This window comes from Bradyrhizobium sp. URHC0002 (genome assembly GCF_054059515.1).
Genome location: NZ_JBSSCF010000001.1, coordinates 4,336,855 through 4,360,376 on the forward strand (window position 1 = coordinate 4,336,855; position 23,522 = coordinate 4,360,376).

Consider the following 23,522-nt stretch of genomic DNA (forward strand, 5'->3'; position numbering starts at 1 on the left):
CCGTATTTTTACGGGCCTAAGCACGTTGACGGTCATATGATTCAGATTATCATTCTGACTTAACTAGTTGTAATTGCGTGACATTTTATTTGGCGGGCGATCGGCAAGAGGGGCCGGCGAGCGCGTTATTCCCGTTCAGCTTTTTTTAGCTCCCGATCGATCCGAAGCTGGACCCGCCGGATGGCAAGCAGATTGAGCTTGGCTTCGGTCTTGCCCGCGACGACCCTGTCGCCCATGTGGAATTGCCATTTCCAAATGCCCGGAGCGACCGCCGTCACGGTGAATTCAACGCCCTTGTAGGTCATATAAAAAATCCCGCCACGGCCCCGACCGCCTCAAATCCAGGCCTGACACCTAAAATTGTAACAAATAATAAATGCAACTACTATAAGATTTGATCAGCGTCTGGACGCCTGCGAGGGAGCGAGGCCGGAGTACCTGCGCGGACCCCAATCAGGCGGACCCCAATCAGGACGTCAGCTGGCGCGCTGCGCATGGCCAACGGGGCAAGTCGTGCCTCGAACTTTCCCGATCTGACAGCCAGAATCCCGGGGTTTCCGACCTCGTCAGCGTATATTCTACGCCTTTGTGATTTCATGGAATCTCCCGCATTCCTCCGCAAGAACGGGAGTGGAACCGCAAAGTTCCATGATTCATCCTGACAAACACCTTCGCCGCGCATACGCACGGGAGTGCTGAGTGTTTCAACCCCGCGGGCGCGGCCGAATTCCCGCGCCGGCCTCGCTTCCGTCCATGCTGAAATGCACTGCGCCGCGCAAGCGGAGTATGGTCGCTTGGCGGCGCAGGCCTATTCCCCGAGTGATGCAATGTCCCAGGCAAGATTTTGTCTGGCCCGAACGAAAAAGGTTCAACGCCGCCCGAGACCAATTTGGGCAATTTGCACGCTGAAACGGGGACTTGCGGCAGACGTATCTGGTCGCGAGGGCGGGGTGGTCCTCCAGATTTTCCCCGTCATCGGCGACCTCGCTGCATAGCCCCATGCGGCGGGGTCGTTTGGCTCGCGCAGCCGGTTGCAGCGGGTTGCGATTGCCGCCATGGCCCGAAAAGGCAGCCGGTCGATTGCCGCCGCCTATTCCTGGCGCGTTGGATAAGGCTGCCGCGGCGGCATATGGGGCCTCGACGGCGCATCGGGCCGGACCGGCTGCGGCACCCGCGAGGGCTCCGGCGCGCGGCTGAGACTCAACAGCCATGTGAGGAGATCGGCGCCATGCTGCTGAAGCATCGGCAGGATCGGTTCGGAAGTGAAGGCAACCTGTGTGTGCATGTCGTAATGCATAGCGCGCGCGTCTTGACGGACGGTTCAGGCGAAACAGCAAGCACGCCTAAAATTGTAGGCGATGTCACCCGGTGTCGATCTGCGGTGGACCGAGAAACGATGAGGCCGCCGGTCGGCGGCCTCATCGCGAGAGCTAGCTTTCCAGCTGCTCCACATCAGGCGGCCGGGGGCTGGCATCCGGCGCCTCTGCACTCCTGGCCGAAAGGTCGGCGGCCTTTTCGAGAAAGCCCGCGGCGACGTCCGGATCGGCGGTGGCCATTGCAAACTTCAGAAAGGTTGCTGCTTGTTCCGATAGATATTTCTTGCCCGGCACAATTTGGTTCCCCGCTACTCTACCCGTTACTACCCGCCGCGCCCGATGCGATTACGCACTGCGGCGCAATCCGTTCCGGGGGAAAAGTACAAAAGTGAACTTAAAGTGCTGCCCTGCGTCCGGGCAGGCACCTGCCGGTTGCGGTGTCAGTCCTCGCCGAGGCGTTTTCCGGTTTCCCTGTGGATGAAATGAAGCCGGGGACGACGGACACATAAGAATCGGCCTCATCCTCTGGTGGGATCTCCGGGAGACAACGCTGTACCTTCGTGCCAGCCGTGGGCATTTGAAAAGGATATGCCGGAGGCCGCCAACTGAGGCGGCCTGCAGGGGATAAAATGACAGACGTACCGTTCAAAGTAGGCGACCGGGTAAAGAAGCGCTCAGGTTACGAATATCCGGGCTTCATCGTGTCGGTTTTTTCAAACGGGGCCGGGGCCGTTCGGTATGTCGTGGAGGCAGACCACCCTGCCTTCTCCGGCATGTTGCACATCTTCAATGGCGATCAACTTGAACATCGCTAGGGCAAACCAGGCCACCGCCAAATCAAACCGGGCCACCAGGGGTTGAAAGAGGCCAGCGCCGCTCACAGAAAAAGAACATATTGCGAACATAGAACAAACGTGGTACGAAATTCCTATGCGCCGTCGAATCTCGAACCTGCCACCGCCCGTTTGTCCCGCTCGCGAATCCCCGCCATAAGGAGCACGTACTATGTCCGCCACTGCCCTGCGTATCGTCGAAGGATCCTCCATGGATAAGACCAAGGCCCTGTCCGCCGCGCTCTCCCAGATCGAGCGCCAGTTCGGCAAGGGCTCCGTGATGAAGCTGGGCAAGAACGACCGCTCGATGGACGTCGAGACGATCTCTTCGGGCTCGCTCGGGCTCGACATTGCGCTGGGCGTCGGCGGCCTGCCGAAGGGACGCGTGGTCGAAATCTATGGACCGGAATCCTCAGGGAAAACCACGCTGGCGCTGCACACGGTGGCGGAGGGACAGAAGAAGGGCGGCATCTGCGCCTTCATCGACGCCGAACACGCGCTCGATCCGGTCTATGCGCGCAAGCTCGGCGTCAATATCGATGAACTCCTGATCTCGCAGCCCGACACCGGCGAGCAGGCGCTGGAAATCTGCGATACGCTGGTACGCTCCGGTGCGGTCGACGTGCTGGTGGTCGACTCCGTTGCAGCGTTGGTGCCGAAGGCCGAACTCGAGGGCGAGATGGGCGATGCGCTGCCCGGCCTGCAGGCGCGGCTGATGAGCCAGGCGCTGCGCAAGCTCACCGCCTCGATCAACAAGTCCAACACCATGGTGATCTTCATCAACCAGATCCGCATGAAGATCGGGGTGATGTATGGCTCGCCGGAAACCACCACCGGCGGCAACGCGCTGAAATTTTACGCCTCCGTCCGCCTCGACATCCGCCGCATCGGCGCGATCAAGGAACGCGACGAAGTGGTCGGCAACCAGACCCGCGTCAAGGTGGTGAAGAACAAGCTGGCGCCGCCGTTCAAGCAGGTCGAATTCGACATCATGTATGGCGAAGGCGTCTCCAAGATGGGCGAAATTCTCGATCTCGGCGTCAAGGCCGGCATCGTCGAAAAATCCGGCGCCTGGTTCTCCTATGACAGCCAGCGGCTCGGACAGGGACGCGAGAACTCAAAGGCCTTCCTCAAGGCCAATCCGGACATGGTCGCCAAGATCGAGACGGCGATCCGCCAGAACTCCGGCCTGATTGCCGAGCAGATTCTGGCAGGCTCCCCTGAGCGCGACGCCGACGGCGAGGAGCCGGCAGAGGAATAAGTTTCAGAAACGCTTCAGGGGTTAAGGCCTGAAACGTGACGGACGGGTGTTGTAGACGTTGAGTTGCCGACGTCTTCAGCGCCCGTTTTGTTGTGGGTAGGTACCGTCGGAGAGTGCAGTGAAGCCTCTGGTCCTGACTGGACGGTGGACGCCGGAGTTTATAGAGCATGGCCTCGCCGACCTCGTGCTAGACTTGGCCCTTTTCGAATTTGTGTGGGGACCGCAGCCTTCGTCAGATCAACTCGCAGACCACCTGGGCCCTCGCACCGACCATGACAAGCGGGAGCGGGGAGCCTCACACTGGTCGGACTGGGAGCCCCACCGACGCAAACGCAGAAAGCATCGCAATCGAAGCCTGGCCGAATTCTGCCAGCAATACGAAACCGTCGAACTATGGTTCGACGTGCGGCCGGACGCGCAGCTGAAACTGATCTGGCTGCTCGATTATTTCCGCTCTTATCCTGAGACTACTGGGAAATTGAAGTTGCGTCTTGTCGATCTGGAGATGAGCGCGCTTGAGAACTTTGGCAGGTGGCGTCCGCCGGCCGTCGATGTCACCGAAAAGGAATTTGAGACGGCCAGCGCGGCCTGGCAGGCGTATCGGGCGCCGACGCCGGAGGCCTGCTTCGATCTGCTCGGCAGGGACATGAGCGCCCTTCCGCTTCTGAAACCCGTGCTGATCGCTTTGCTCAACGAACTGCCGTCAGTTTCGACAGGGCTTGGGGCCACGGAAATGCGGATGCTGGAACTGATCGCGCGGGGATATTCGTCCACAAGCGCGCTCTTCCATCTCTACGAACTGCGCCAAACGCGCATCTTCGGCGAGTGGCAACATGGCTATCTGCTCGATGGGCTGGCGTTCGGGCCCAAACCGGCCGTGGCGGGCCTCGACGAGGAACTGCGTACGCTCGACCGCAAAAATTTGCGAGACCGGCACCCAGCCTACCTGCGCAGCCGGCTGTCGCTCACCGAATTCGGCAAGGCCATTGTCGCCCACAAAGAAGACTTCAGCCGGCACAACCCGATCGACCGCTGGTGGGGTGGCACGCACCTGACCAACGATAATCTGTGGCGCTGGAGTCCGGCGTTGGTCAAGCCGTAGCGCGACCGTAGGATGGGTAGAGCGCAGCGAAACCCATCATTGTGCCGCGCCCGCGGTGGCGACTGCGATGGATTTCGCTTTCGCTTTCGCTCCACCATCCTACGAGAGCATCACTCCGCCGCTTGCGCGTAATCCGTAACCGGCGGGCACGAGCACACCAAGTTGCGGTCGCCATAGACGTTGTCGACGCGGCCGACCGGGCTCCAGTATTTGTCTGATCGCGAGACGCCGTCGGGGAAACAACCCTCGGCTCGGCTATAGGCGCGGGCCCACGCATCGTCGGCGATATCGTGCACGGTGTGCGGGGCATGGCGCAGCGGCGAGGCCTCAACCTTCCAGCGGCCCTTCTCGATCTCGGCGATCTCGTTGCGGATCGCGATCATGGCGTCGCAAAACCGATCGAGTTCCGCCTTCGATTCGGATTCGGTCGGCTCGATCATCAGCGTGCCCGGCACCGGGAAGCTCATGGTCGGCGCATGGAAGCCGTAGTCGATCAGACGCTTGGCAATATCGTCGACGGTGACGCCGCTGGTCGCCTTTAAAGCACGGGGATCGACTATGCATTCATGGGCGACGCGGCCTTTTGCATTTCGGTAGAGCACCGGGAAATGCGGATCGAGCCGGTTCGCAATGTAGTTCGCGTTCAGAATCGCGATTTCGGTGGCGCGCGTCAGCCCTTCGCCGCCCATCATCAAAATGTAGATGTACGAGATGGTCAGGATCGAGGCCGAGCCGAACGGCGCCGCCGATACCGGCCCGACCGGCACGCTGCCATCCCTTGCCGGATGGCCCGGCAAGTACGGTTCGAGATGCGCCTTGACGCCGATCGGGCCCATGCCGGGACCGCCGCCGCCATGCGGGATGCAGAACGTCTTGTGCAGGTTGAGGTGGGAGACGTCGGCGCCGTAATCGCCGGGCCGCGAGAGGCCGACCTGCGCGTTCATGTTGGCGCCGTCGAGATAGACCTGTCCGCCATGGCTGTGAACGATGTCGCAGATATCGCGGATGTGTTCCTCGAACACGCCATGCGTCGAGGGATAGGTGATCATCACGGCGGCGAGGTTTTTGGAATGCTTCTCGGCCTTGGCGCGGAGATCGTCGACGTCGACGTCGCCCCTGATGTCGCAGGCGGTCACCACCACCTCCATGCCGACCATATGTGCGGAGGCCGGGTTGGTGCCGTGCGCGGAGGAGGGGATCAGGCACACCTTGCGATGCGGCTCGCCGCGCGCCGCATGATAGGCGCGGATCGCCAGCAGCCCGGCATATTCGCCCTGCGCGCCGGAATTCGGCTGCAGCGAGACCGCGTCATAGCCGGTCATGTCGCACAGCCATTGTTCCAGCCGCTTGAACATCGCGTGATAGCCGCGCACCTGCTCGGGCGGGGCGAACGGATGCAGGCTGCCGAACTCGGGCCAGGTCAGCGGGATCATTTCCGTGGTCGCGTTCAGCTTCATGGTGCAGGAGCCGAGCGGGATCATCGCGCGGTCGAGCGCGAGATCGCGATCACTAAGCTTGCGCATATAGCGCAACAGCTCGGTCTCGGACCGGTGCGCGTGGAAGACGGGATGGGTGAGGAAGGCGCTGTCGCGCTTTAGTTCGAGGGGAAGCGTTTCGCGCGCGCTGACCTCGACATCCGCATAGGACAGCTTGCCGCCGAACGCGCGCCACACCGCCTCGACGACGGCAGGCGTCGTGGTCTCGTCCACGGCGATGCCCAACGTGCCGTTATCGATCCGCAGATTGATCCTTTCGGCCAGCGCGCGGGCAACGATTTCGTTCTGTTTCGCGCCGGCCTGAACCGTGATCGTATCGAAGAAGGCCTGCGACGTCGGCGCAAAGCCGAGCTTTGCAAGCCCCGCCGCCAGCACCACGGCGCGCCGGTGCACCGAGCGCGCGATATGCGTCAGCCCCTCCGGGCCGTGATAGACCGCGTACATCGAGGCGATCACCGCCAGCAGCACCTGCGCGGTGCAGATGTTGGAGGTGGCCTTTTCGCGGCGGATGTGCTGCTCGCGGGTTTGCAGCGCCAGCCGATAGGCGGGCTGCCCTCGCGAATCCACCGACAGGCCGACGATGCGGCCGGGCAGCGAGCGCTTCAGCGCATCGCGCACCGACATGTAGGCCGCGTGCGGACCGCCATAGCCCATCGGCACGCCAAAGCGCTGCGCCGAACCGGTGGCGATATCGGCGCCGAGTTCGCCGGGCGAGGCGATCAGCGTCAGCGCCAAGAGATCGGCGGCGACGACGGCCAGCGCCCCCTTGGCGTGCAGCGCCGCGATTGCCGGCCGCAGATCGCGCACGGCGCCTGACGTCCCCGGGTATTGCAGGAGGCCGCCGAACACCTCGGTCTTGTCGAGATCGGTGAGGGGATCGCCAACGACGAGGCGCCAACCCAACGGCTCGGCGCGGGTGCGCAGCACCGCGAGCGTCTGCGGATGCACTTCCGCGTCGACGAAGAATGATTTTGATTTCGCCTGCGCGGCGCGCTCGGCGAGCGCCATGGCCTCGGCGGCAGCCGTCGCCTCATCGAGCAGCGAGGCGTTGGCGACGTCGAGCCCGGTGAGGTCGCAGATCATGGTCTGGAAATTGAACAGCGCCTCCAGCCGGCCCTGGCTGATTTCCGGCTGATACGGCGTATAGGCCGTGTACCAGGCCGGGTTCTCCAGGATGTTGCGCTGGATCACCGCGGGCAGGATCGTGCCGGAATAGCCTTGGCCGATCAGCGAGGTGAACACTTCGTTTTGCGCGGCGAGCTCGCGCATGTGCGCCAGCGCCTCGGTCTCGCTGAACGCGCGGCCGAGATCGAGCGGTGTCTTTTGCCGGATCGAGGACGGCAGCGTCTGGCTCATCAACTCGCCGAGGCTGTTCGCGCCGACGCGCTCCAGCATCGCACGGATGTCGCGGGGCGAGGGGCCGATATGCCGGCGCACGAAATCGGTGGCGGCTTCGGCGGCGGTTTTCAGCGGCGCGTTCATGGGTGCCTCGCTAGAATTTGCAAAATCGGTGTCATCGTCCGCGCAGGCGGACGATCCAGTAAGCCGGGAAGCCGGCGATAGAGCCGACAGGCCGCGGCGTACTGGGTCGCCCGGTCAAGCCGGGCGATGACAGGGAGTGGGTTGTGAAAGAGCGCTTCATCGCCTCACGCCGTATGTGCCTTGTAGGCGGCCTCATCCATCAGGCCGCCGAGTTCGCTTTTGTCCGCGATTCTGAGCTTGAAGAACCAGGCCTTGCCGCCGGCGTCGGAATTCACCAGCGCCGGCTCGGCGGCGAGCGCCTCGTTGACCTCGACCACCTCGCCGGAGATCGGCGCGTAGACGTCGGAGGCGGCCTTGACCGATTCGACCACGGCGGCGGCTTCGGCCTTTTTCAGGGCGCGGCCGACCTTGGGCAGTTCGACGAACACGACGTCGCCGAGCTGCGACTGCGCATAGTCGGTGACCCCGATGGTGGCGACATCGCCTTCGATGTGGAGCCATTCGTGGTCTGATGTGAACAGCGTCGTCATGAAACGTCCTCTGGTGATTTAGCGTTTATAGGTGTTGGGAACGAAGGGCATGGCAGCGACCTGCACGGCTAAGCGCTGGCCGCGCACTTCCGCAAAGACCTGCGTGCCGTTGGCGGACAGCGATGTCGGCAAATAGCCCATCGCAACCGGCGCATTGAGGCTCGGGCCGAAGCCGCCTGAGGTGACCTTGCCGATCGGCTCGCTTGAGGTGGCGTCTGCGAACAGCAGCGCGCCTTCGCGGACCGGCGCGCGGCCCTCGGGCCGCAAGCCAACGCGGCGGCGCGCTACGCCTTTCTCGAACTGCGAGAGAATTTTCTCCGCGCCGGGGAAACCGCCCGCGCGGGCGCCGCCGGTGCGGCGGCTCTTCTGCACCGACCATTCCAGCGCACCCTCGACCGGCGTCGTCGCGGTGTCGATGTCGTGGCCATAGAGACAGAGCCCGGCTTCCAGCCGCAGGCTGTCGCGTGCGCCCAACCCGATCGGCAGCACGTCGGGATTATCCAGCAGCGCCGTCACCAACGCCTCGGCCTGTGCGGCCGGAACCGAAATCTCAAACCCGTCCTCGCCGGTATAACCGGAGCGCGAGACGAAGCAGTCGAAGCCGGCCACTTTGCGCGGCCCGGTGTCCATGAACCGCATCGATGATGCGCCTGCACAAAGTTTCGCCAGCACCGCTTCCGCTTTTGGTCCCTGCAACGCGATCAGGCCGCGGTCGGCCAGCGAATCGATGACGCAGGCCTCGGAGAGGTGGGCGCGCAAATGCGCTTCGTCCTCGGCCTTGCAGGCGGCGTTGACGACCAGAAACAAGTGGTCGCCGAAATTCGCCACCATCAGATCGTCGAGAAGGCCGCCGTCTTCGTTGGTGAACTGGGCGTAGCGCTGCCGTCCCGGTGCAACCGCCACGATGTCCTGCGGCACCAGCCGCTCCAGCGCCAGCGCCGCATCCTCGACCTGGCCGGATTTGGGACGCAGCGCGAGCTGGCCCATGTGGGAGACGTCGAACAGGCCGGCGGCGCTTCGTGTGTGCAGGTGTTCCTTGAGCACGCCGGCCGGGTATTGCACCGGCATCTCATAGCCCGCGAAGGGAACCATCTTGCCGCCGCGCGCCGCATGGACCGCGTGCAACGGAGTGCGTTTTAAGGGAGATTCGTCGCGTGCCAGCATCCAGGGACCCTCAGGGGTTCCGGGGACCAGCCCCCGAAAACCCGAAAGAAAGCCCCATCTGTCGCTGTGCCTGAGAGTATTATCCCGTCGGCGGACGCCCTGGGCCAAAGCTGCCCGGCGTCACTTTCCAGATGCTATTTCGTCACGCGGTTCGTTTGCCTGAGAGTTTCCGGGGCGGTTGCTCCTTCGGCGCCGGCGCTTAAGCCGATCTCTCCCGACGTGACGTCTTACAGATAAGAGGGAAACACAGCCCTGCCAAGCCTGTCAACGCAGCCGCAGCATTATCAACGGGATGTGCGCGCCGCCCATCTTGTGTGCTGCGGCAAGCCTATGATCTGCCTGCACAGTTTCTGGACACCGCAGGCGGCCTTGTCTAAAAGCGTTCCGCCGGAAGATTAAGGCTGGCTGCAGCCTGACCCGGTCCCACTTCCGATTGGATGAACATGAGCGGCGTCAACGAGATCAGGTCGAAATTCTTGGATTTCTTCGCGGAGAACGGCCACGAGATCGTGCCGTCGTCGCCGCTCGTGCCGCGCAACGATCCGACGCTGATGTTTACTAATGCCGGCATGGTGCAGTTCAAGAACGTCTTCACCGGCGTCGAAAAGCGGCCCTATCAGCGCGCCACCACCTCGCAGAAATGCGTGCGCGCCGGCGGCAAGCATAACGACCTCGACAATGTCGGCTACACCGCGCGGCATCTCACCTTCTTCGAGATGCTCGGCAACTTCTCGTTCGGCGATTACTTCAAGGAGCGCGCGATCGAGCTTGCCTGGAAGCTGATCACAAAGGAGTTCGGGCTCAAGAAGGACAAGCTGCTCGTCACCGTCTACCACGACGACGACGAGGCGGCGGGCCACTGGAAGAAGATCGCCGGCTTTTCGGACGACCGCATCATCCGCATCGCGACCTCGGACAATTTCTGGGCGATGGGGGATACAGGCCCCTGCGGCCCGTGCTCGGAGATCTTCATCGACCGCGGCGAGCACATCTGGGGTGGGCCTCCAGGCAGCCCGGAAGAGGACGGCGATCGCTTCCTCGAATTCTGGAACCTCGTCTTCATGCAGTTCGAGCAGGTGACGAAGGAGCAGCGCCAGCCGCTGCCGCGCCCCTCGATCGACACCGGCCTGGGGCTGGAGCGCATGGCCTGCATCCTGCAGGGCGTTGAGAGCGTATTCGAAACCGATCTTTTCCGTAACCTGATCGACGCCACCGCTTCCGCGCTCGGGCACGGACCGCAGGAGCAGACCGTGGCATCGTTCCGCGTCATCGCGGACCATCTGCGTTCCTCGGCCTTCCTCGTCGCTGACGGCGTGCTGCCGTCGAACGAAGGCCGTGGCTATGTGCTGCGCCGGATCATGCGCCGCGCGATGCGTCACGCGCAATTGCTCGGCGCCGGCGAGCCGTTGATGCATCGCCTGGTCTGGGCACTGGTGCGCGAGATGGGCCAGGCCTATCCGGATCTGGTGCGCGCCGAGAAGCTGATCGAGGAAACGCTGCGGCTGGAAGAAACCCGCTTCCGGAAAACACTGTCGCGCGGCCTTGCCATCCTCGACGAAAAAAGCGCTGGCCTGAAAAAAGGCGACATGTTCGACGGCGACACGGCCTTCACGTTGTACGACACCTATGGCTTCCCGCTCGATCTGACGCAGGACGCGCTCAAATCACGCGGCATCAGCGTCGACCAGGCGTCGTTTACCGATGCGATGGAAAAGCAGAAAGCCAAGGCGCGCGCGTCGTGGTCGGGCAGCGGCGATACGGCCGGCGAGAACGTCTGGTTCCCCTTGCGCGAAAAGCTCGGCGCCACCGAATTTCTTGGCTACGACACCGAGAGCGCCGAAGGCGTGGTCACCGCGCTGGTGAAGGACGGCAAGGACGCCGATAGCCTGAAGACCGGTGAGAGCGGTGCGATCGTGCTGAACCAGACGCCGTTCTATGCGGAGTCCGGCGGTCAGGTCGGGGACACCGGCCTGCTGACGGGCGAGGGCGTCAAGTTCCGCGTCACGGACACGCAGAAGAAGGTGGGCGATCTCTTTGTGCATCTTGGCACGGTGGAGCAGGGCACGCTGAAAGTCGGCACCGCGCTGCAGCTCGAGGTCGATCACACGCGCCGGTCATCGATCCGCTCCCATCACTCGGCGACGCATCTGTTGCATGAGGCGCTACGCCAGGTGCTCGGCGACCACATCGCCCAGCGTGGTTCGCTGGTGGCGCCGGATCGGCTGCGCTTCGACTTCGTGCACCCAAAGCCGATCACGGCGGAAGAGCTCGCCCGTGTCGAGGAAATCGCCAACGAAGTGGTGCTCGAAAACGACGAGGTGACGACGCGGCTGATGGCGGTCGACGACGCCCGCGAAGCCGGCGCGCGCGCGCTGTTTGGCGAAAAATACGGCGACGAGGTCCGCGTGGTCTCGATGGGCAAACAGGCTCGCGCGCAAGGGACCAACGCCCTCGGCTGGTCGGTCGAACTGTGCGGCGGTACCCACGTGCGCCGCACCGGCGATATCGGGCTGATTTCGGTGACCGGCGAAAGCGCGGTGGCCTCCGGCGTGCGGCGCATCGAGGCGCTGACCGGCCGTCACGCGCGCAAGCACGCCAATGATACGATGGCGCTGGCCAGGACGGCTGCAGCCGAGTTGCGCACGTCGATCGAGGACGTGCCGGCGCGCATCGCAGCGCTGATGGAAGGGCACAAGAAGCTCGAACGCGATCTGTCGGATGCGCGCAAGAAGCTCGCAATGGGCGGCGGCGCGACCAACGGTGGGGCTGCGGCCGGTGGCGTCCGCGAAGCCGGCGGCGTCAAGCTGCTGGCGCGGGCGGTCGAGGGCGTCGAGACCAAGGATCTCAAGAGTCTCGTCGACGACGGCAAGAAACAGATCGGCTCCGGGGTCGTCGCGATCGTCGGCGTTACCGAGGACGGCAAGGCCGGCATCGTCGTCGGCGTAACGAGCGATCTCACCTCGCGCTTCAACGCGGTCGAACTGGTGCGCAAGGGCTCCGAAGCGCTCGGCGGCAAGGGCGGCGGCGGCCGGCCCGACATGGCGCAGGCCGGCGGGCCCGATGGTGCCAAGGCAAGCGCGGCGCTGTCGGCGATCGAACAGGCGATGGCCGGCGCTTAGGCAACGCTAGCCTGAAGTCACTTCCGCTTTCGGGGATAGCGGACATGGCCAGAAATAGCGGCTGGCTCGAGTCGGTCGCGAATGACTCGAAGCGGAAGTTGACTCCTGACAAGCTCTGTCCAGAGTCTTCGGGCAGCGGACCCTATTATCAGCAGAGGGGTGAACCATGCACCAGTTGGGCATCCTGGACGAAGTGCAAGAGCGCCTTATCCTCCGCCGTGGCGGAGTCGCGGTGTTTGACCGTCTGAGCCCGCGCCGCACGGCGCATATCGTCGTCGATCTGCAGAACGGCTTCATGGCAGCCGGCCAAGTGGCCGAAGTGCCGGTGGCCCGTGCAATCGTATCTAATGTCAATCGGATTAGTGCCGCCTTGCGGGCCGCAGGTGGGCTTGTAGTCTTTTTGCGGCACACGGCAGATGCTGAGGCGCTCCGCACATGGTCGGTTTACTTTGAGCATTTCCTCACGCCGGAACGTCGTGCTCGCTTCATCGAGGCGTTCACGCCCGGCAACCCCGGACACGCGCTCTGGCCGGAACTGGATGTGGGCAAGCAGGATTTGGTCGTCAACAAGCGTCGCTTCGGTGCCTTCGTGCCGGGCTCGTCGGATTTGCACGCACGCCTGCAGGAACGGGGCATCGACACGCTGATCATTTCCGGCACCGTGACGCAGGTCTGCTGCGACTCCACGGCCAGGGATGCGATGATGATGAACTACAAAGTATTCTTCATCACCGATGCCTGTGCGGCCCTAACCGATGCCGAACATGCCGGGACACTGTCCGCGATGGCGCACACTTTTTGTGACGTGCGGGATACGCAGTCAGTGCTGGACCTGATCGCGGCAGCCTGACTTCCGCTATCGGCACATCGCGTCGCTTCGGCGCGTTGCGGAATTTGGTCGCTGTTGGAGCAATAGCGGACTGGTGCGCAAGGGCTCGGAAGCGCTCGGCGGCAAGGGCGGCGGCGGGCGGTCCGACATGGCGCAGGCGGGCGGGCCCGGCGGCGCCAAGGCCAACGCGGCGCTGTCGGCGATCGAGCAGGCGATGGGCGGCGCGTGAACGGCAGACAGGCCGGCGCGTGCATTCATAGGCGCGTAGCGAGTTGCGATTTCCCGGCGGCAGATTTCGCCATGGGTTGATGAGTGGGAGCGTCGCCCCAGAGGGCAATGCCGCATCGTACGACGTTTTGATTATGCTAGTTGGGCGGCCGCCCCAAGGACTTGGCCGCCCTGCGCATGGCGCCCGCTGACGGACATCAGCTCGCGATCGGAGCGCTTCCATTATCTGAAGTCAAACTGTCTCCCAGAAAAGCCGCTGGACGGACGATCGGTAGTTGAGATGCCTTGAGTGACGCCGGGGGACGGAGTAGGGCCGGAGAACCAATTCCCCCAGCCTTCCTCGCTTGCTCGATTGCAGGCGTCCGGGTCGCCGCGGTAGCCACCGTGCTCGCATTCGGTCGCTGCGCCTTGCTTGGCCAAAGTATCCATTGTCCGCCTTGCAGACTGCGATCGGCGAGGCGGCTGGCGACGAGGGGTAGCTTGCGTTGCGGAGGCTTCTTCCCGGTCTCGAACCTTCCTGGATCCTGCCTGCGGGTCAACCTTTGCCTGTGCGTTCCTTGCTGCCTCCCAAGCATGAAATTGCTTGAACAGTGCTTCCTTGTCGGCCTCTGACTGGATGTTGGCAGCGGCCGGGTTCTCTTGCAGGAATACCTCAAAGCGTCGCTTTACCGGTTCGACACCATTTTTATCGAGCCATTGCTGCGCCAGCGGCAGGCGATCCCAGCCGGCGAGGGGTGCCGCCAGGGAAACCTCCTTCCACTTGGGATGGAAGGGCGGGTTCTGCAAAGTGGCGAATTTCGTGAAGAAGGCATCGACAAATAGAGCAAGCTTGCGGCTGCGTTCAGTGTTGGGTGCCCAATTGAACGCCGCAAGCACCGACGGCACTGCGATCGTGTCCACCGTCTCCCCCTCGGGAATCAGGTTCGGATAGTCCTTTGACGTCAGCGTCGCCGGCAAATAATCGCTTTGCAGGGCCTTCGAATAGTCCACCGCAGCGAGATGAAAGCGTCCGTCATTGTTGAAGGTGGTGACAGACAGGTACGGCTTACCGCCAACCACGATGACGGCGTCGAGGTCGCCCTTCTTCAATTTTTCCATTGCGATCCGCTGCTCGATATAGACGAAGTTCGCCTTGATGCCGAGCCGCTCGAAAACCGTCAGCGCAGTCACAAACGTGCCGCCATTGGGCAGGTCGACGCTCACCGTCTTGCCTTCGAGATCGTTCAGACTCTTGATGGTCTTTGGTGCGACGACCTGCATCTCCTCATTGTAGAGCTTGGTCACATAGGTGAACTGCTTCTTGATGCCGTTGGCGAAGCCCTGCTTCTCGAGGTAGTCGAGCGTGTCGGCGCGCACGATGCCGAGATCGACGCCCTTCAGGAAAAGGATGTCTGCGACGCTCTGCACCGAACCTCGACCGACGATCGGCAGGACGCGCAACTTACCGTCGTCGTCGAGCACGGAAGCAAGGTCGGCACCGAACTGCACATAGGTGCCGCCGATCGTACCGGTAAGCAGCGTGACCGTGTTGGCGTTCAGCGCCTTCTTGGTCGAGGCCGAGCCGAATTTGAAGATCGCCTTCAGGCTGTCGCTGACTTTGGCCGGGTTATAGTCGATCGGTTCAGCATGGGCCGCAACACCGCTAGCCATCATGAAAATCGCTGTAAATATTCCAAAGTACTGACGCACGGCAGCCTCCAAATTTGTGGAGATCAGTTCTGAAATTGAGTGAGACGCTGTTGCGCGGGTGCCGAGCCAAAGCTGGCGGCCTTGCGGTACCAGTCGCGCGCCATCACAGGGTCGGGTGTGATGCTTCGCGTATCGCGCACGCCGAGCACGGCCGGATCATAGGTCTGTGCCAGCAGGAAAGCCGCAGTCGCGTCCTGTGCGCTGGCGGCGCGCTCGAGCAGCAGTCGCGCCGCGGCGATGTCGCCGCGCGTCAGCATGCTCCTGGCGCGTGTCATCAGCGCTGCCAATGTCTCGGCATCGAGCGTCTTCGGCGGCGCGGCGGCTTCATTCCCTGCGCGTGCGGCCGGGACCTCACGCTTCAGCACTGGGTCTGATGCGCGAGCCGGATCTTCCAGCAGTACCTGGCGCACAGCCGGCTCTTTCGAGGCGGCCTGCGTCGCTGGCTGATCCGCTGATCGATCCGCGGATTGATCCGCTGATTGATTCTTGGACGCGCCACCCATGGGTGTTTTTGTTTTGTCGATAAGGAAGCGCGTGACATCGGAGTTATAGAAAAGGGCGCGCGTGACATCGGAATTAAGTACCGCGCCCAGGATCGCCAACGCCAAAACCGCCAGTCCACCAGCCACAACCCGCGTCAGGATACTTGTCCGTTGGCGTGCCACAAACAGCGCAGGTTCCTGCGGGGCATGCTCATGCCGGAGTTCGGATAGAAACAATGGAATGGGATCATCTGAAGGGGGATCCGTTGACGGCCCGGACGTGGAGGGCGCGTGCTGCAAATCCCCTCGCGGTTCGTCGAACGCCAGGGCATTCGAACGCCGCGACGGCTGATATGTCGCCTGCTCCATGGCGCTCATGCTTCCCTCACTCACGCAACGCAGGGGAGCCCCCCGGCGCTAAAGCGCCGGTCCATTTCACACGGAGGTGCCAGAAAACCTGGCACGTGGACATAACCTTCCAGACTGTTCATCGTTCCCTAAGCAAACGGCCTGACGGCGGCGCGCTCGCGGGCATGTGCCTTCGAAGCTCCACATCGTGCCTGAAAGTGGGAGCAGAATGGGCTGACGCAACTTTCACTCGTCACGCTGCGGCCTAATTCGTGGTGATGCTATTGAAAATCCACGCTGATCGAACGCTCGATGGTGCCGCGGACCTTGCGCATCATCTGGTAGCGGCATTCCCGTAGACAACCCGATCGCTGGACTTACACGACAGCCGACTTTTGGCATTCAGGCGAGAGGTGACAGGATGACCCGTTGGATGATGAAGCGATCTCTATTTGCGTCGATCGTCTTTGGCGCTTCGGTCTGCCTGGTTTCGGCGGAGGACGCCAAGGTTTCAGTCGAGATGATCGGAATAGGGAGCATGAGTTGCGCTCACTGGCGGTCTACGGAAGAACATCACCTGGAGGGGACTGTCTGGACTCACGGTTTCTGGACGGGGCTTAATTACGTTGCCGCGGCGAGTGGCCAAACACAGCCGAGAATCAGTATGTCGTCGATCGTGACCGAAGTGGAAAAGGCATGCGCTCGGAAAGCATCGCAGACCTTAGCCAGCGCCGTATGGACGACGTATCTTGGGGCCAAGAGGTAGGGACGCCGATTGTCCGGGCGTCTCATCTGGTCGGGTGCGTCGGAAATATCTCACGGCTTCGTCTGGGGACTATTCAGCGCGACCTCCGCCCACCGAATTTCCTGATTTTTCAATGAAGAACGTGAAGCGCCGCGAGCTGTCGGGTTTCCGACAGAGCTCTCTCGAGGTCGATCGAACGATGGTCTCACGCCCGGTCAGACGAACTGTTCTCCTGCGCTCAGATGATTCCGTTGCGCGGTATGCAGCGCCGCTTTCGTTATTCTGACTCTTTTGCAGGAACTTAGCGGCACAGGAAAAGTTGGCAGTGGGGCCTCGATCCTGAAAGGGTGACGATGATCCGCCCGATTTGTGTTGCGTTGGCGATCAGCTGCTTGTCTGCGCCGGCATTCGCCGAAACCTGTATCGCTTCTCACTATGGCTATGGTGGCGGCCGGACCGCATCGGGCGAGCGGATGAATCCAAACGCGATGACCGCGGCACATCGCGCCAGACCATTCGGCTCTCACGTCACAGTCACTTCGCATTCGACGGGGCGAAGCGTCACCGTGCGGATAAATGATCGTGGTCCGTTCGTGAAGGGACGGTGCATCGACCTATCCACTGGCGCCGCCCGTGTGCTTGGCATGGGCGGGATTACAACGGTCTCCCTCCGCTGAACCTCGACATGCCCGCGCAAAGGCGCGAAGCGTGTCTTCGCGCCAGGCATCCGGCCGTGACGGAGAAAGCGTTCAACCCTTGCGCAGGAACACGTAGTCTGCGGAGTACGGCGCGTTGCGATAGGTGCCCGCCTTGTCGCAGTCGCCCTCGAGTTTGCCACCCGCCGTGTTGATCCGCTGCACCGTGGTGACGCCGGAGAGGATGCCGGTGCCGCGCCCCGACGTCACGGTCAGCTTCAGCCAGGGAATATCGTTTGCTGTCGCGCCGGGCGCGTTGCCGACCGCCTTGCCGACCACCGCGCTGGAGTCGATGTGTTCCCAGTTCGGTCCGGTGTAGTGCCGGCCGACGGTCTTGCTATCGAGCAGCAAGGCCGCGCTCGGCTCGCGGAATGCCCAGGCCAGCTTGCCGTCAGCGCCGGCCTTGCATTCGTAAATTTGTGCGCCTTCGGCGTGCAGCGTGAGCACTATCGTCTCGCCGGGCGCTGCGATGGCGTCGGGAAGCGGCGTCTGGGCGGAGGCGCTCAAAACTGACGCCGACGACAAAAGCAGAGCGAGTGCGGCATTCCGGACAATCGGCATCATAAAATCCATGGTGTTGGCCCCGAGAGACCAACACCATTATCAGCCAATTATGCCATCGCCTTGACGAGGTTGTCCGAAACCCAGGGATGGCAGCGTCGTGTCAGCCCTTGCGCAGGAACACGTAATCGGCCGAGTAGGGGACGCTTTCATAGGTGCCTGGCTTGTAGCAAGCGCCATTGAGCTTTCCACCCATCGTGTTGATCCGTTGCACTGTCGTCGCCGGACCGAGAACACCGCTGCCGCGCCGGGAAGCTACGGTGAGCTTCAGCCAGGGAATGTCCATTGCGACCTGCCCTGGGGCCGTACCGGCGACCTGGCCGACCACCGCGCTGCCGTCGGTGTACTCCCAGGTCGGTCCGGCATAATGCCGGCCAACCGTCTTGCCGTCCGAAAAAAGCGTTGCGATCGGCTCGCGAAACGCCCAGGCGAGTGCGCCGTCGGCGCTGGTCTTGCATTCGTAGACCTGCGCGCCTTCGGCATGCAGCGTGAATATTGCGGTTTCACCCGGAGCTGCGATGGCCTCGGGAAGTGCTTTCTGGGCAGTCGCGCTGGCGAGCGACCCGGTGAGAATGATGGCAGTGAGTACGGCGTTCTTAGGGAACGACACGGTTATGCTCCGTCGTTGGTTTTTTTTGTCGCTGCGACCCAACGGGTTGCGCGAATGCGCGCCCGACGACAGGCTCCGAACAATCCATCGTGCCCCAAGCTGAGACATGGATTGTTCGTCGCTCTGCCCCCTTGCGCAAACGCTTCGCGTTTGTCGCAGGCAATGATGTTGAGGAGTTGGGGCGGCTTACGCCGGCGCCATCGCCTTGGTCAGGTTTTCCGCGACCTTGTCGAGGAAGCCGGTGGTGGAGAGCCAGCGCTGGTCGGCGCCGACCAGGAGCGCGAGGTCCTTGGTCATGAAGCCGGCCTCGACGGTATCGACGCAGACCTTCTCCAGCGTCTTGGCAAACTTCGCCAGTTCCTCGTTATTGTCCAGCTTGGCGCGATGGGCGAGCCCTTGCGTCCAGGCGAAGATCGAGGCGATCGAGTTGGTCGAGGTTTCCTTGCCCTTCTGGTGCTCGCGGTAATGCCGCGTCACCGTGCCGTGGGCGGCTTCCGCTTCCACCACCTGGCCATCGGGCGTCAGCAGCACCGAGGTCATCAGGCCGAGCGAACCGTAGCCCTGCGCCACGGTGTCGGACTGCACGTCGCCGTCGTAGTTCTTGCAGGCCCAGACGTAACCGCCGGACCACTTCAGGGCCGAGGCCACCATGTCGTCGATCAGGCGATGTTCGTAGGTCAGTCGCTTGGCCTCGAAATCCTTCTTGAAGTCCTTCTCGTAGACTTCCTCGAAGATGTCCTTGAAGCGACCGTCATAGACTTTCATGATGGTGTTCTTGGTCGACAGATACACCGGGTAGCCGCGGCTCAGTCCGTAGGTCAGCGAGGCCCGCGCGAAATCGCGGATCGAGTCGTCGAGATTGTACATGCTCATGGCGACGCCTGAGCCGGGCGACTTGAACACTTCGCGCTCGATCACGGTGCCGTCCTCGCCGACGAATTTCATCGTCAGCGTGCCCTTGCCGGGGAATTTGATGTCGGTGGCGCGATACTGGTCGCCATAGGCATGGCGGCCGATGATGATCGGCTTGGTCCAGCCCGGCACCAGCCGCGGCACGTTCTTGCAGATGATCGGCTCGCGGAAGATCACGCCGCCGAGGATGTTGCGGATGGTGCCGTTCGGCGACTTCCACATTTCCTTCAGCCCGAACTCCTTCACCCGCGCTTCGTCGGGGGTGATGGTGGCGCATTTGACGCCGACGCCGACCTTCTTGATGGCGTTGGCGGCGTCGATCGTGACCTGGTCGTTGGTCTGGTCGCGGTATTCCATCCCGAGGTCGAAATACATCAGGTTGATATCGAGGAACGGGTTGATCAGCTTGTCCTTGATGTACTGCCAGATGATCCGGGTCATCTCGTCGCCATCGAGTTCGACGACGGGGTTGGTCACCTTGATTTTTGCCATGACGGAGGGGGCCTTTTCTCGGAAAACCGCACGTTTGGGCGGCGTGGAGTGATTATACGCGGCCTATAGCACTGCAGGCCGGCCGGCGGAAGCCAAGCCGTTATGCAGTTTCAGCCCATCTTTTAGGTAAGAACGCCTTAAGGTCAGAACGCCGCCTGGGTCGCCGTCCCCGCCACCACATACCAGGTCACGAACAGGCCGCAGATCAGCGCGCCAGGCAGGCTGGAGCCGGTCCGCCGCCAGGTAAACGTCGCAATCACGGCGCAGATCGCCAGAAGCGGCACGAACTGGATGGCGACGATGGTCGAGAGCGGCACGAAGCCGGGGTCGGGCAGCGGGTTGAACAGCTTTCCGGTGAGCCAGAGGATGGCGTATTGCCCGCCCACCAGCACGATGAAGCCCAGTGTCAGGGCCAGGATATTGGTCAAATAAAGCGCTGCCCGGGGCGCGGCCATGGTCGAGAAATTGCGGTGCAGGACATGCAGCGCGATCACGAAAAACGCCGTGAACGGCACGAGGTAGATCAGGAAGATCAAAAACTGCTTCGCGCTCATCAGCTTCAAGGCGACGATCCAGAACCGGAAGTCGATCTTGAAGGCGAGGTCGGCAAGCCATAACGCGGCGTAGCCGATCGCGACCGACGCGACGGCGATCACGACCGACTGCACGACGATGCCGGACCGGCTGGCGCGTTTGGGGGCGAACCGCATCAAAGCGAGCGTGATCAGGCCGTTGATAATCGCCCAAACCAGGATCTGGTTGGTGATGCCCTGCGGCAGGAAGGCGGAGGGTGTTACGAAGGTGCCGCCCAGTGCAAACGCCGGGTAATAGGTCAGCGCAGGAATGAACGCCGACAGGATGAAGGCCGTGGTCCAGCGCCGGCCGCTCGCAGCGGTGTGCTCCGGCATCGTGCCGTCGACGATTTCGGGCAGCCGGAGGCGGGAATACATCGGCGCCTCCAGCAGCCCATCGAAGGCCCCGATCAACAGCGCCACGAAACCGATCAGCGCAATCAATGTGCCGATCTCCTTGCGGAACCAGATCTGGTCATCGACCGGGCGGGGCGTGCCGCCCTGCAGGGTTTTGGCGAACCAGTCGAGGCTATAGCCTATCGCCTCGTGAGAGATGTGTTCGGCCGGATGGGTGATGGCGGGGGTATGGAGCACGCGCGCCGTTCCCTGCGCGATGTCGCCATAAACCTTGCCAGGTTCCACCGGGCCTTGTGTGCCGAAGAAGGCCCACAGTTTCGGGCTCTGGATGACGTCGCGGGCGAGGTCAACGCCCCACATCAGGGTCGAGAACTCTTCATATTGGGCAAACACCAGCGCAACGTTTCGCGGCCAAGTCGGGGTGCCGTCGGCCGCGAACGGCTTGCCGGTCGACGAGCCCTCCAGCACCATCGATTTGTAGTCGTTGGGCGCAGCGGTCGCGGCCGCCAACACGGTCCAGCCGCCCATCGAATGGCCCTCGAGGCCGATATTGTTCTTGTCGACGAATTCGAGGCTGCGCAGATAGGCGAGGCCGTCCGGGCCGCCGAACCCGTTCGCGAAGGCGGGCGGGTCGCTATAGCCATGGCCGGTCTGGTCGAGGGCAAGGACCACATAGCCGCGGCGGGCGAACTCGATGGCAAAGCCGTCCTGGGTTTCGCGCGAATTGATGTAGCCGTGGACCGCGAGGATGCCTGGGGCAGGGATCTGCGGCGTGGCATTCGCAGGGATGTAGAGCAACCCGCTCATGGTGTTGCCCTTGGCGCCCGTGAAGCGGACGTCCTGGATGCGGATGCCGCCTGCGGTCTGGGTGAAATGGGCGAGCAGGCCGCCCGCCAGTATCAGGACCACGCCCAAAATCGCCAACGACCACCTGCCGCGCATGGACGCCTCCCTCTCAGATTCCCTCGCCGTTGAACCGGCTTTCGGGCTGGTTTGCAGCTTCGCTTTGTTTGTGATTGTTAGCCTATCCGAAAGTCGAATGCGCGCAAGCGGCGGGGCGGGATCGCTCTCTTTGAGACTTTAAGCGAGCGTTCGGAGAGGTTACTAAGCCGCGCAGCAGGCTTGTGAATTCCACCCGCCATCCGAAAACGCGCGATGCTTGCGATCTTGAACAGCCGCGCGCTTCGCGACCCGTTCAAAATCTTCAGAGGCCGAATCAACTTCAGAAGTTGAATCAGAAAGTGAAGCCAGGAATGTCCGGTTCGGGCACCGATAAAACCAAATCTGGTTGGGACTTAGCTGGACCCGTTGTGATCCTCGTCGAGCCGCAGCTCGGCGAGAATATCGGCATGGCGGCGCGCGCGATGGGTAATTTTGCGTTGTCGCGTTTGCGGATCGTCAATCCGCGCGACGGCTGGCCGAACATCGCGGCGCAGCGGGCGGCGGCCGGCGCTGACCAGATTCTGGAACAGGCGCAGTTGTTCGACACCGTCGAGCAGGCGGTCGCCGACCTGACGCTGCTATTCGCCACCACCGCCCGCGCCCATGACCAGGCCAAGCCGGTGGTCGCTCCGGTGGAAGCCGCAAGCGAGATCGTGGCCCACGTCGGAACCGGCGGCGGGGTCGGCATCCTGTTCGGCCGCGAGCGCTACGGTCTCCAGAACGAGGAGGTGGCGCTCGCCAACCGGATCATCACCTTCCCTGTCAATCCGGGTTTTGCCTCGCTGAACCTGGCGCAGGCGGTGCTCCTGATCGGCTATGAGTGGTTCAAGCTGTCGACCGGTGGTGACCTCCCGTTCGCGATGCCCGAACGTTCCGAGCCAGCGTCGCAGCACCAGATGCAGGCCTTCTTCGACAATCTGGTCCGGGAGCTCGACAAGGTCGAATTCCTGCGCCCGCGGGAGAAGCGCGAGACCATGCTGGTGAACCTGCGCAACATCTTCACCCGGATGGATCCGACCAAGCAGGACATGCATACGCTGCACGGGGTGGTGATGGCGATCGCCGAAGGCCGCAAGGGACCGGCCAAGGGCGGCGTGCTGGATGGTGAACAGGCCACAAGGCTGCGGGCGCTATTGGCCGAACACGGGCAGGGGCCGGCGGTGCCGGGCGACAGCTCTACCGTGCGCGGGCTCGCCCGGTTGCTGCGGCGGAACCCGACCGACGCCGAACGGATCCTGTGGCAGGCGCTGACCCGCGACCGCCGGTTCGCCGGCCAGTTCAAGCGCCAGACCCCGGTGGGGCGGCACATTCCGGATTTCGTTTCCTTCGTGCACCGGCTGGCGATCGAACTGGTCAATGCCAACGAGTCGGAGGCGATCGTCGCCGACCGCGAACGCCGCAAGACCTGGCTGGAAGCGCGGGATTATCGCGTGATCGAGATGCGGGTCGGCGATGTTGAGCGGGATCTGGCGACGGAACTGGGGCGGCTGGAGGCGAGCCTGCTCGAACGCGGCTAACGTGACACTTTTGGCCGGCCGGTGTCGCGTTGCTACTGACGCGGAACAGTCGGCGTCTCTGTCTTTACGCTCCCAAAAGCGGTAAGCTTGCCCTGCTCGGACAAGTCGCAGGGAGTGCCAATTGTCGTGGCATGGGCCGACGCTTTGACCGCGACCCGCTCGCATCGATAGCACATTTGACGCCGGGACGCCGGAGGGCGTTGCGGCCTAGCGCTGCGTCCTAATCTCTGCGCGCCCAGT

The 23,522-nt window shown here is 62.8% G+C and carries 18 protein-coding genes, 1 pseudogene and 2 riboswitches; of the genes and pseudogenes, 8 read left to right on the plus strand and 11 right to left on the minus strand.

What is annotated here, in order from left to right:
- Window positions 1-125 precede the first annotated feature (125 nt).
- Together ACVWVY_RS21040 and ACVWVY_RS21045 are read right to left on the minus strand one after the other, a co-directional pair.
- Window positions 126-305 (minus strand): hypothetical protein, encoded by a 180-nt coding sequence (locus ACVWVY_RS21040; protein ID WP_456628184.1) that lies wholly within the window; start codon window positions 303-305, stop codon window positions 126-128.
- Between the two features lie 1,125 nt (window positions 306-1,430).
- A complete protein-coding gene (locus ACVWVY_RS21045; protein WP_456628185.1) occupies window positions 1,431-1,610 on the minus strand; it encodes a hypothetical protein in 180 nt (59 codons plus the stop codon).
- A 335-nt stretch (window positions 1,611-1,945) separates the two neighbouring features.
- Between ACVWVY_RS21045 and ACVWVY_RS21050 the strand changes: the two genes are divergently transcribed.
- From ACVWVY_RS21050 to ACVWVY_RS21060, 3 genes are all read left to right on the plus strand, one after another.
- On the plus strand, window positions 1,946-2,131 hold the full coding sequence (locus ACVWVY_RS21050; RefSeq protein WP_456628186.1) for a hypothetical protein: 186 nt from the start codon (window positions 1,946-1,948) through the stop codon (window positions 2,129-2,131).
- 190 nt (window positions 2,132-2,321) lie between these two features.
- On the plus strand, window positions 2,322-3,410 hold the full coding sequence (gene recA / locus ACVWVY_RS21055; protein ID WP_456628187.1) for a recombinase RecA: 1,089 nt from the start codon (window positions 2,322-2,324) through the stop codon (window positions 3,408-3,410).
- A gap of 118 nt (window positions 3,411-3,528) precedes the next feature.
- On the plus strand, window positions 3,529-4,512 hold the full coding sequence (locus ACVWVY_RS21060) for a hypothetical protein (RefSeq protein ID WP_456628188.1): 984 nt from the start codon (window positions 3,529-3,531) through the stop codon (window positions 4,510-4,512).
- A 110-nt stretch (window positions 4,513-4,622) separates the two neighbouring features.
- Here ACVWVY_RS21060 and gcvP read toward each other — a convergent pair whose 3' ends face one another.
- The 3 genes from gcvP to gcvT all read right to left on the minus strand — a co-directional run bounded on the left by gcvP (window position 4,623) and on the right by gcvT (window position 9,184).
- Window positions 4,623-7,490 (minus strand): aminomethyl-transferring glycine dehydrogenase, encoded by a 2,868-nt coding sequence (gene gcvP / locus ACVWVY_RS21065; RefSeq protein WP_456628189.1) that lies wholly within the window; start codon window positions 7,488-7,490, stop codon window positions 4,623-4,625.
- Between the two features lie 164 nt (window positions 7,491-7,654).
- Window positions 7,655-8,020: a glycine cleavage system protein GcvH gene (gcvH, locus tag ACVWVY_RS21070; protein ID WP_456628190.1), complete on the minus strand. Its 366-nt coding sequence runs from the start codon at window positions 8,018-8,020 to the stop codon at window positions 7,655-7,657.
- Between the two features lie 18 nt (window positions 8,021-8,038).
- Window positions 8,039-9,184 carry a glycine cleavage system aminomethyltransferase GcvT gene (gcvT, locus tag ACVWVY_RS21075; RefSeq protein WP_456628191.1) on the minus strand — a complete coding sequence of 382 codons (1,146 nt, stop codon included), beginning with the start codon at window positions 9,182-9,184 and terminating at the stop codon, window positions 8,039-8,041.
- Between the two features lie 55 nt (window positions 9,185-9,239).
- Window positions 9,240-9,318, minus strand: a riboswitch (glycine riboswitch).
- A gap of 3 nt (window positions 9,319-9,321) precedes the next feature.
- Window positions 9,322-9,412, minus strand: a riboswitch (glycine riboswitch).
- Between the two features lie 215 nt (window positions 9,413-9,627).
- Here gcvT and alaS point away from each other — a divergent pair.
- The 3 genes from alaS to ACVWVY_RS21090 all read left to right on the plus strand — a co-directional run bounded on the left by alaS (window position 9,628) and on the right by ACVWVY_RS21090 (window position 13,361).
- Window positions 9,628-12,303 (plus strand): alanine--tRNA ligase, encoded by a 2,676-nt coding sequence (gene alaS / locus ACVWVY_RS21080; RefSeq protein ID WP_456628192.1) that lies wholly within the window; start codon window positions 9,628-9,630, stop codon window positions 12,301-12,303.
- Window positions 12,304-12,469: 166 nt separating this feature from the next.
- Complete coding sequence (locus ACVWVY_RS21085; RefSeq protein ID WP_456628193.1) at window positions 12,470-13,153, plus strand: cysteine hydrolase family protein; 684 nt, start codon at window positions 12,470-12,472, stop codon at window positions 13,151-13,153.
- A 73-nt stretch (window positions 13,154-13,226) separates the two neighbouring features.
- Window positions 13,227-13,361 (plus strand): hypothetical protein, encoded by a 135-nt coding sequence (locus ACVWVY_RS21090; RefSeq protein ID WP_456628194.1) that lies wholly within the window; start codon window positions 13,227-13,229, stop codon window positions 13,359-13,361.
- A 539-nt stretch (window positions 13,362-13,900) separates the two neighbouring features.
- Here ACVWVY_RS21090 and ACVWVY_RS21095 read toward each other — a convergent pair.
- Window positions 13,901-15,013, minus strand: a pseudogene (locus tag ACVWVY_RS21095) (TAXI family TRAP transporter solute-binding subunit); the annotation flags it as partial.
- A gap of 59 nt (window positions 15,014-15,072) precedes the next feature.
- The gene (locus ACVWVY_RS21100) at window positions 15,073-15,909 is read right to left on the minus strand and encodes a hypothetical protein (RefSeq protein ID WP_456628195.1); all 837 of its coding nucleotides are present in this window, start codon (window positions 15,907-15,909) and stop codon (window positions 15,073-15,075) included.
- A 1,068-nt stretch (window positions 15,910-16,977) separates the two neighbouring features.
- On the opposite strand from ACVWVY_RS21100, the gene ACVWVY_RS21105 reads away from it, so the two are divergent.
- A complete protein-coding gene (locus ACVWVY_RS21105) occupies window positions 16,978-17,301 on the plus strand; it encodes a septal ring lytic transglycosylase RlpA family protein (RefSeq protein ID WP_456628196.1) in 324 nt (107 codons plus the stop codon).
- 72 nt (window positions 17,302-17,373) lie between these two features.
- Here the strand turns inward: ACVWVY_RS21105 and ACVWVY_RS21110 are convergent, their stop codons facing one another.
- The 4 genes from ACVWVY_RS21110 to ACVWVY_RS21125 all read right to left on the minus strand — a co-directional run bounded on the left by ACVWVY_RS21110 (window position 17,374) and on the right by ACVWVY_RS21125 (window position 21,765).
- Complete coding sequence (locus ACVWVY_RS21110; RefSeq protein ID WP_456628197.1) at window positions 17,374-17,880, minus strand: DUF3455 domain-containing protein; 507 nt, start codon at window positions 17,878-17,880, stop codon at window positions 17,374-17,376.
- Between the two features lie 103 nt (window positions 17,881-17,983).
- Window positions 17,984-18,490, minus strand: coding sequence for a DUF3455 domain-containing protein (locus ACVWVY_RS21115; protein WP_456628198.1), 507 nt, complete (start codon window positions 18,488-18,490; stop codon window positions 17,984-17,986).
- Between the two features lie 186 nt (window positions 18,491-18,676).
- Window positions 18,677-19,894, minus strand: a complete 1,218-nt coding sequence (locus ACVWVY_RS21120; protein ID WP_456628199.1) for an NADP-dependent isocitrate dehydrogenase — start codon at window positions 19,892-19,894, stop codon at window positions 18,677-18,679.
- A 143-nt stretch (window positions 19,895-20,037) separates the two neighbouring features.
- Window positions 20,038-21,765, minus strand: coding sequence for an alpha/beta hydrolase family protein (locus tag ACVWVY_RS21125; RefSeq protein ID WP_456628200.1), 1,728 nt, complete (start codon window positions 21,763-21,765; stop codon window positions 20,038-20,040).
- A gap of 311 nt (window positions 21,766-22,076) precedes the next feature.
- On the opposite strand from ACVWVY_RS21125, the gene ACVWVY_RS21130 reads away from it, so the two are divergent.
- Window positions 22,077-23,282, plus strand: a complete 1,206-nt coding sequence (locus tag ACVWVY_RS21130) for a TrmJ/YjtD family RNA methyltransferase (protein WP_456628201.1) — start codon at window positions 22,077-22,079, stop codon at window positions 23,280-23,282.
- The last annotated feature ends 240 nt before the right edge of the window (window positions 23,283-23,522 follow it).

Bases quoted from the DNA above. Each gene is read 5' to 3' on its own strand.
- ACVWVY_RS21040 (WP_456628184.1), bottom strand. From the start codon at position 305: ATGACCTACAAGGGCGTTGAATTCACCGTGACGGCGGTCGCTCCGGGC.
- ACVWVY_RS21050 (WP_456628186.1), top strand. From the start codon at position 1,946: ATGACAGACGTACCGTTCAAAGTAGGCGACCGGGTAAAGAAGCGCTCA.
- recA (WP_456628187.1), top strand. From the start codon at position 2,322: ATGTCCGCCACTGCCCTGCGTATCGTCGAAGGATCCTCCATGGATAAG.
- gcvP (WP_456628189.1), bottom strand. From the start codon at position 7,490: ATGAACGCGCCGCTGAAAACCGCCGCCGAAGCCGCCACCGATTTCGTG.
- gcvH (WP_456628190.1), bottom strand. From the start codon at position 8,020: ATGACGACGCTGTTCACATCAGACCACGAATGGCTCCACATCGAAGGC.
- gcvT (WP_456628191.1), bottom strand. From the start codon at position 9,184: ATGCTGGCACGCGACGAATCTCCCTTAAAACGCACTCCGTTGCACGCG.
- alaS (WP_456628192.1), top strand. From the start codon at position 9,628: ATGAGCGGCGTCAACGAGATCAGGTCGAAATTCTTGGATTTCTTCGCG.
- ACVWVY_RS21085 (WP_456628193.1), top strand. From the start codon at position 12,470: ATGCACCAGTTGGGCATCCTGGACGAAGTGCAAGAGCGCCTTATCCTC.
- ACVWVY_RS21100 (WP_456628195.1), bottom strand. From the start codon at position 15,909: ATGAGCGCCATGGAGCAGGCGACATATCAGCCGTCGCGGCGTTCGAAT.
- ACVWVY_RS21105 (WP_456628196.1), top strand. From the start codon at position 16,978: ATGATCCGCCCGATTTGTGTTGCGTTGGCGATCAGCTGCTTGTCTGCG.
- ACVWVY_RS21110 (WP_456628197.1), bottom strand. From the start codon at position 17,880: ATGCCGATTGTCCGGAATGCCGCACTCGCTCTGCTTTTGTCGTCGGCG.
- ACVWVY_RS21120 (WP_456628199.1), bottom strand. From the start codon at position 19,894: ATGGCAAAAATCAAGGTGACCAACCCCGTCGTCGAACTCGATGGCGAC.
- ACVWVY_RS21125 (WP_456628200.1), bottom strand. From the start codon at position 21,765: ATGCGCGGCAGGTGGTCGTTGGCGATTTTGGGCGTGGTCCTGATACTG.
- ACVWVY_RS21130 (WP_456628201.1), top strand. From the start codon at position 22,077: ATGTCCGGTTCGGGCACCGATAAAACCAAATCTGGTTGGGACTTAGCT.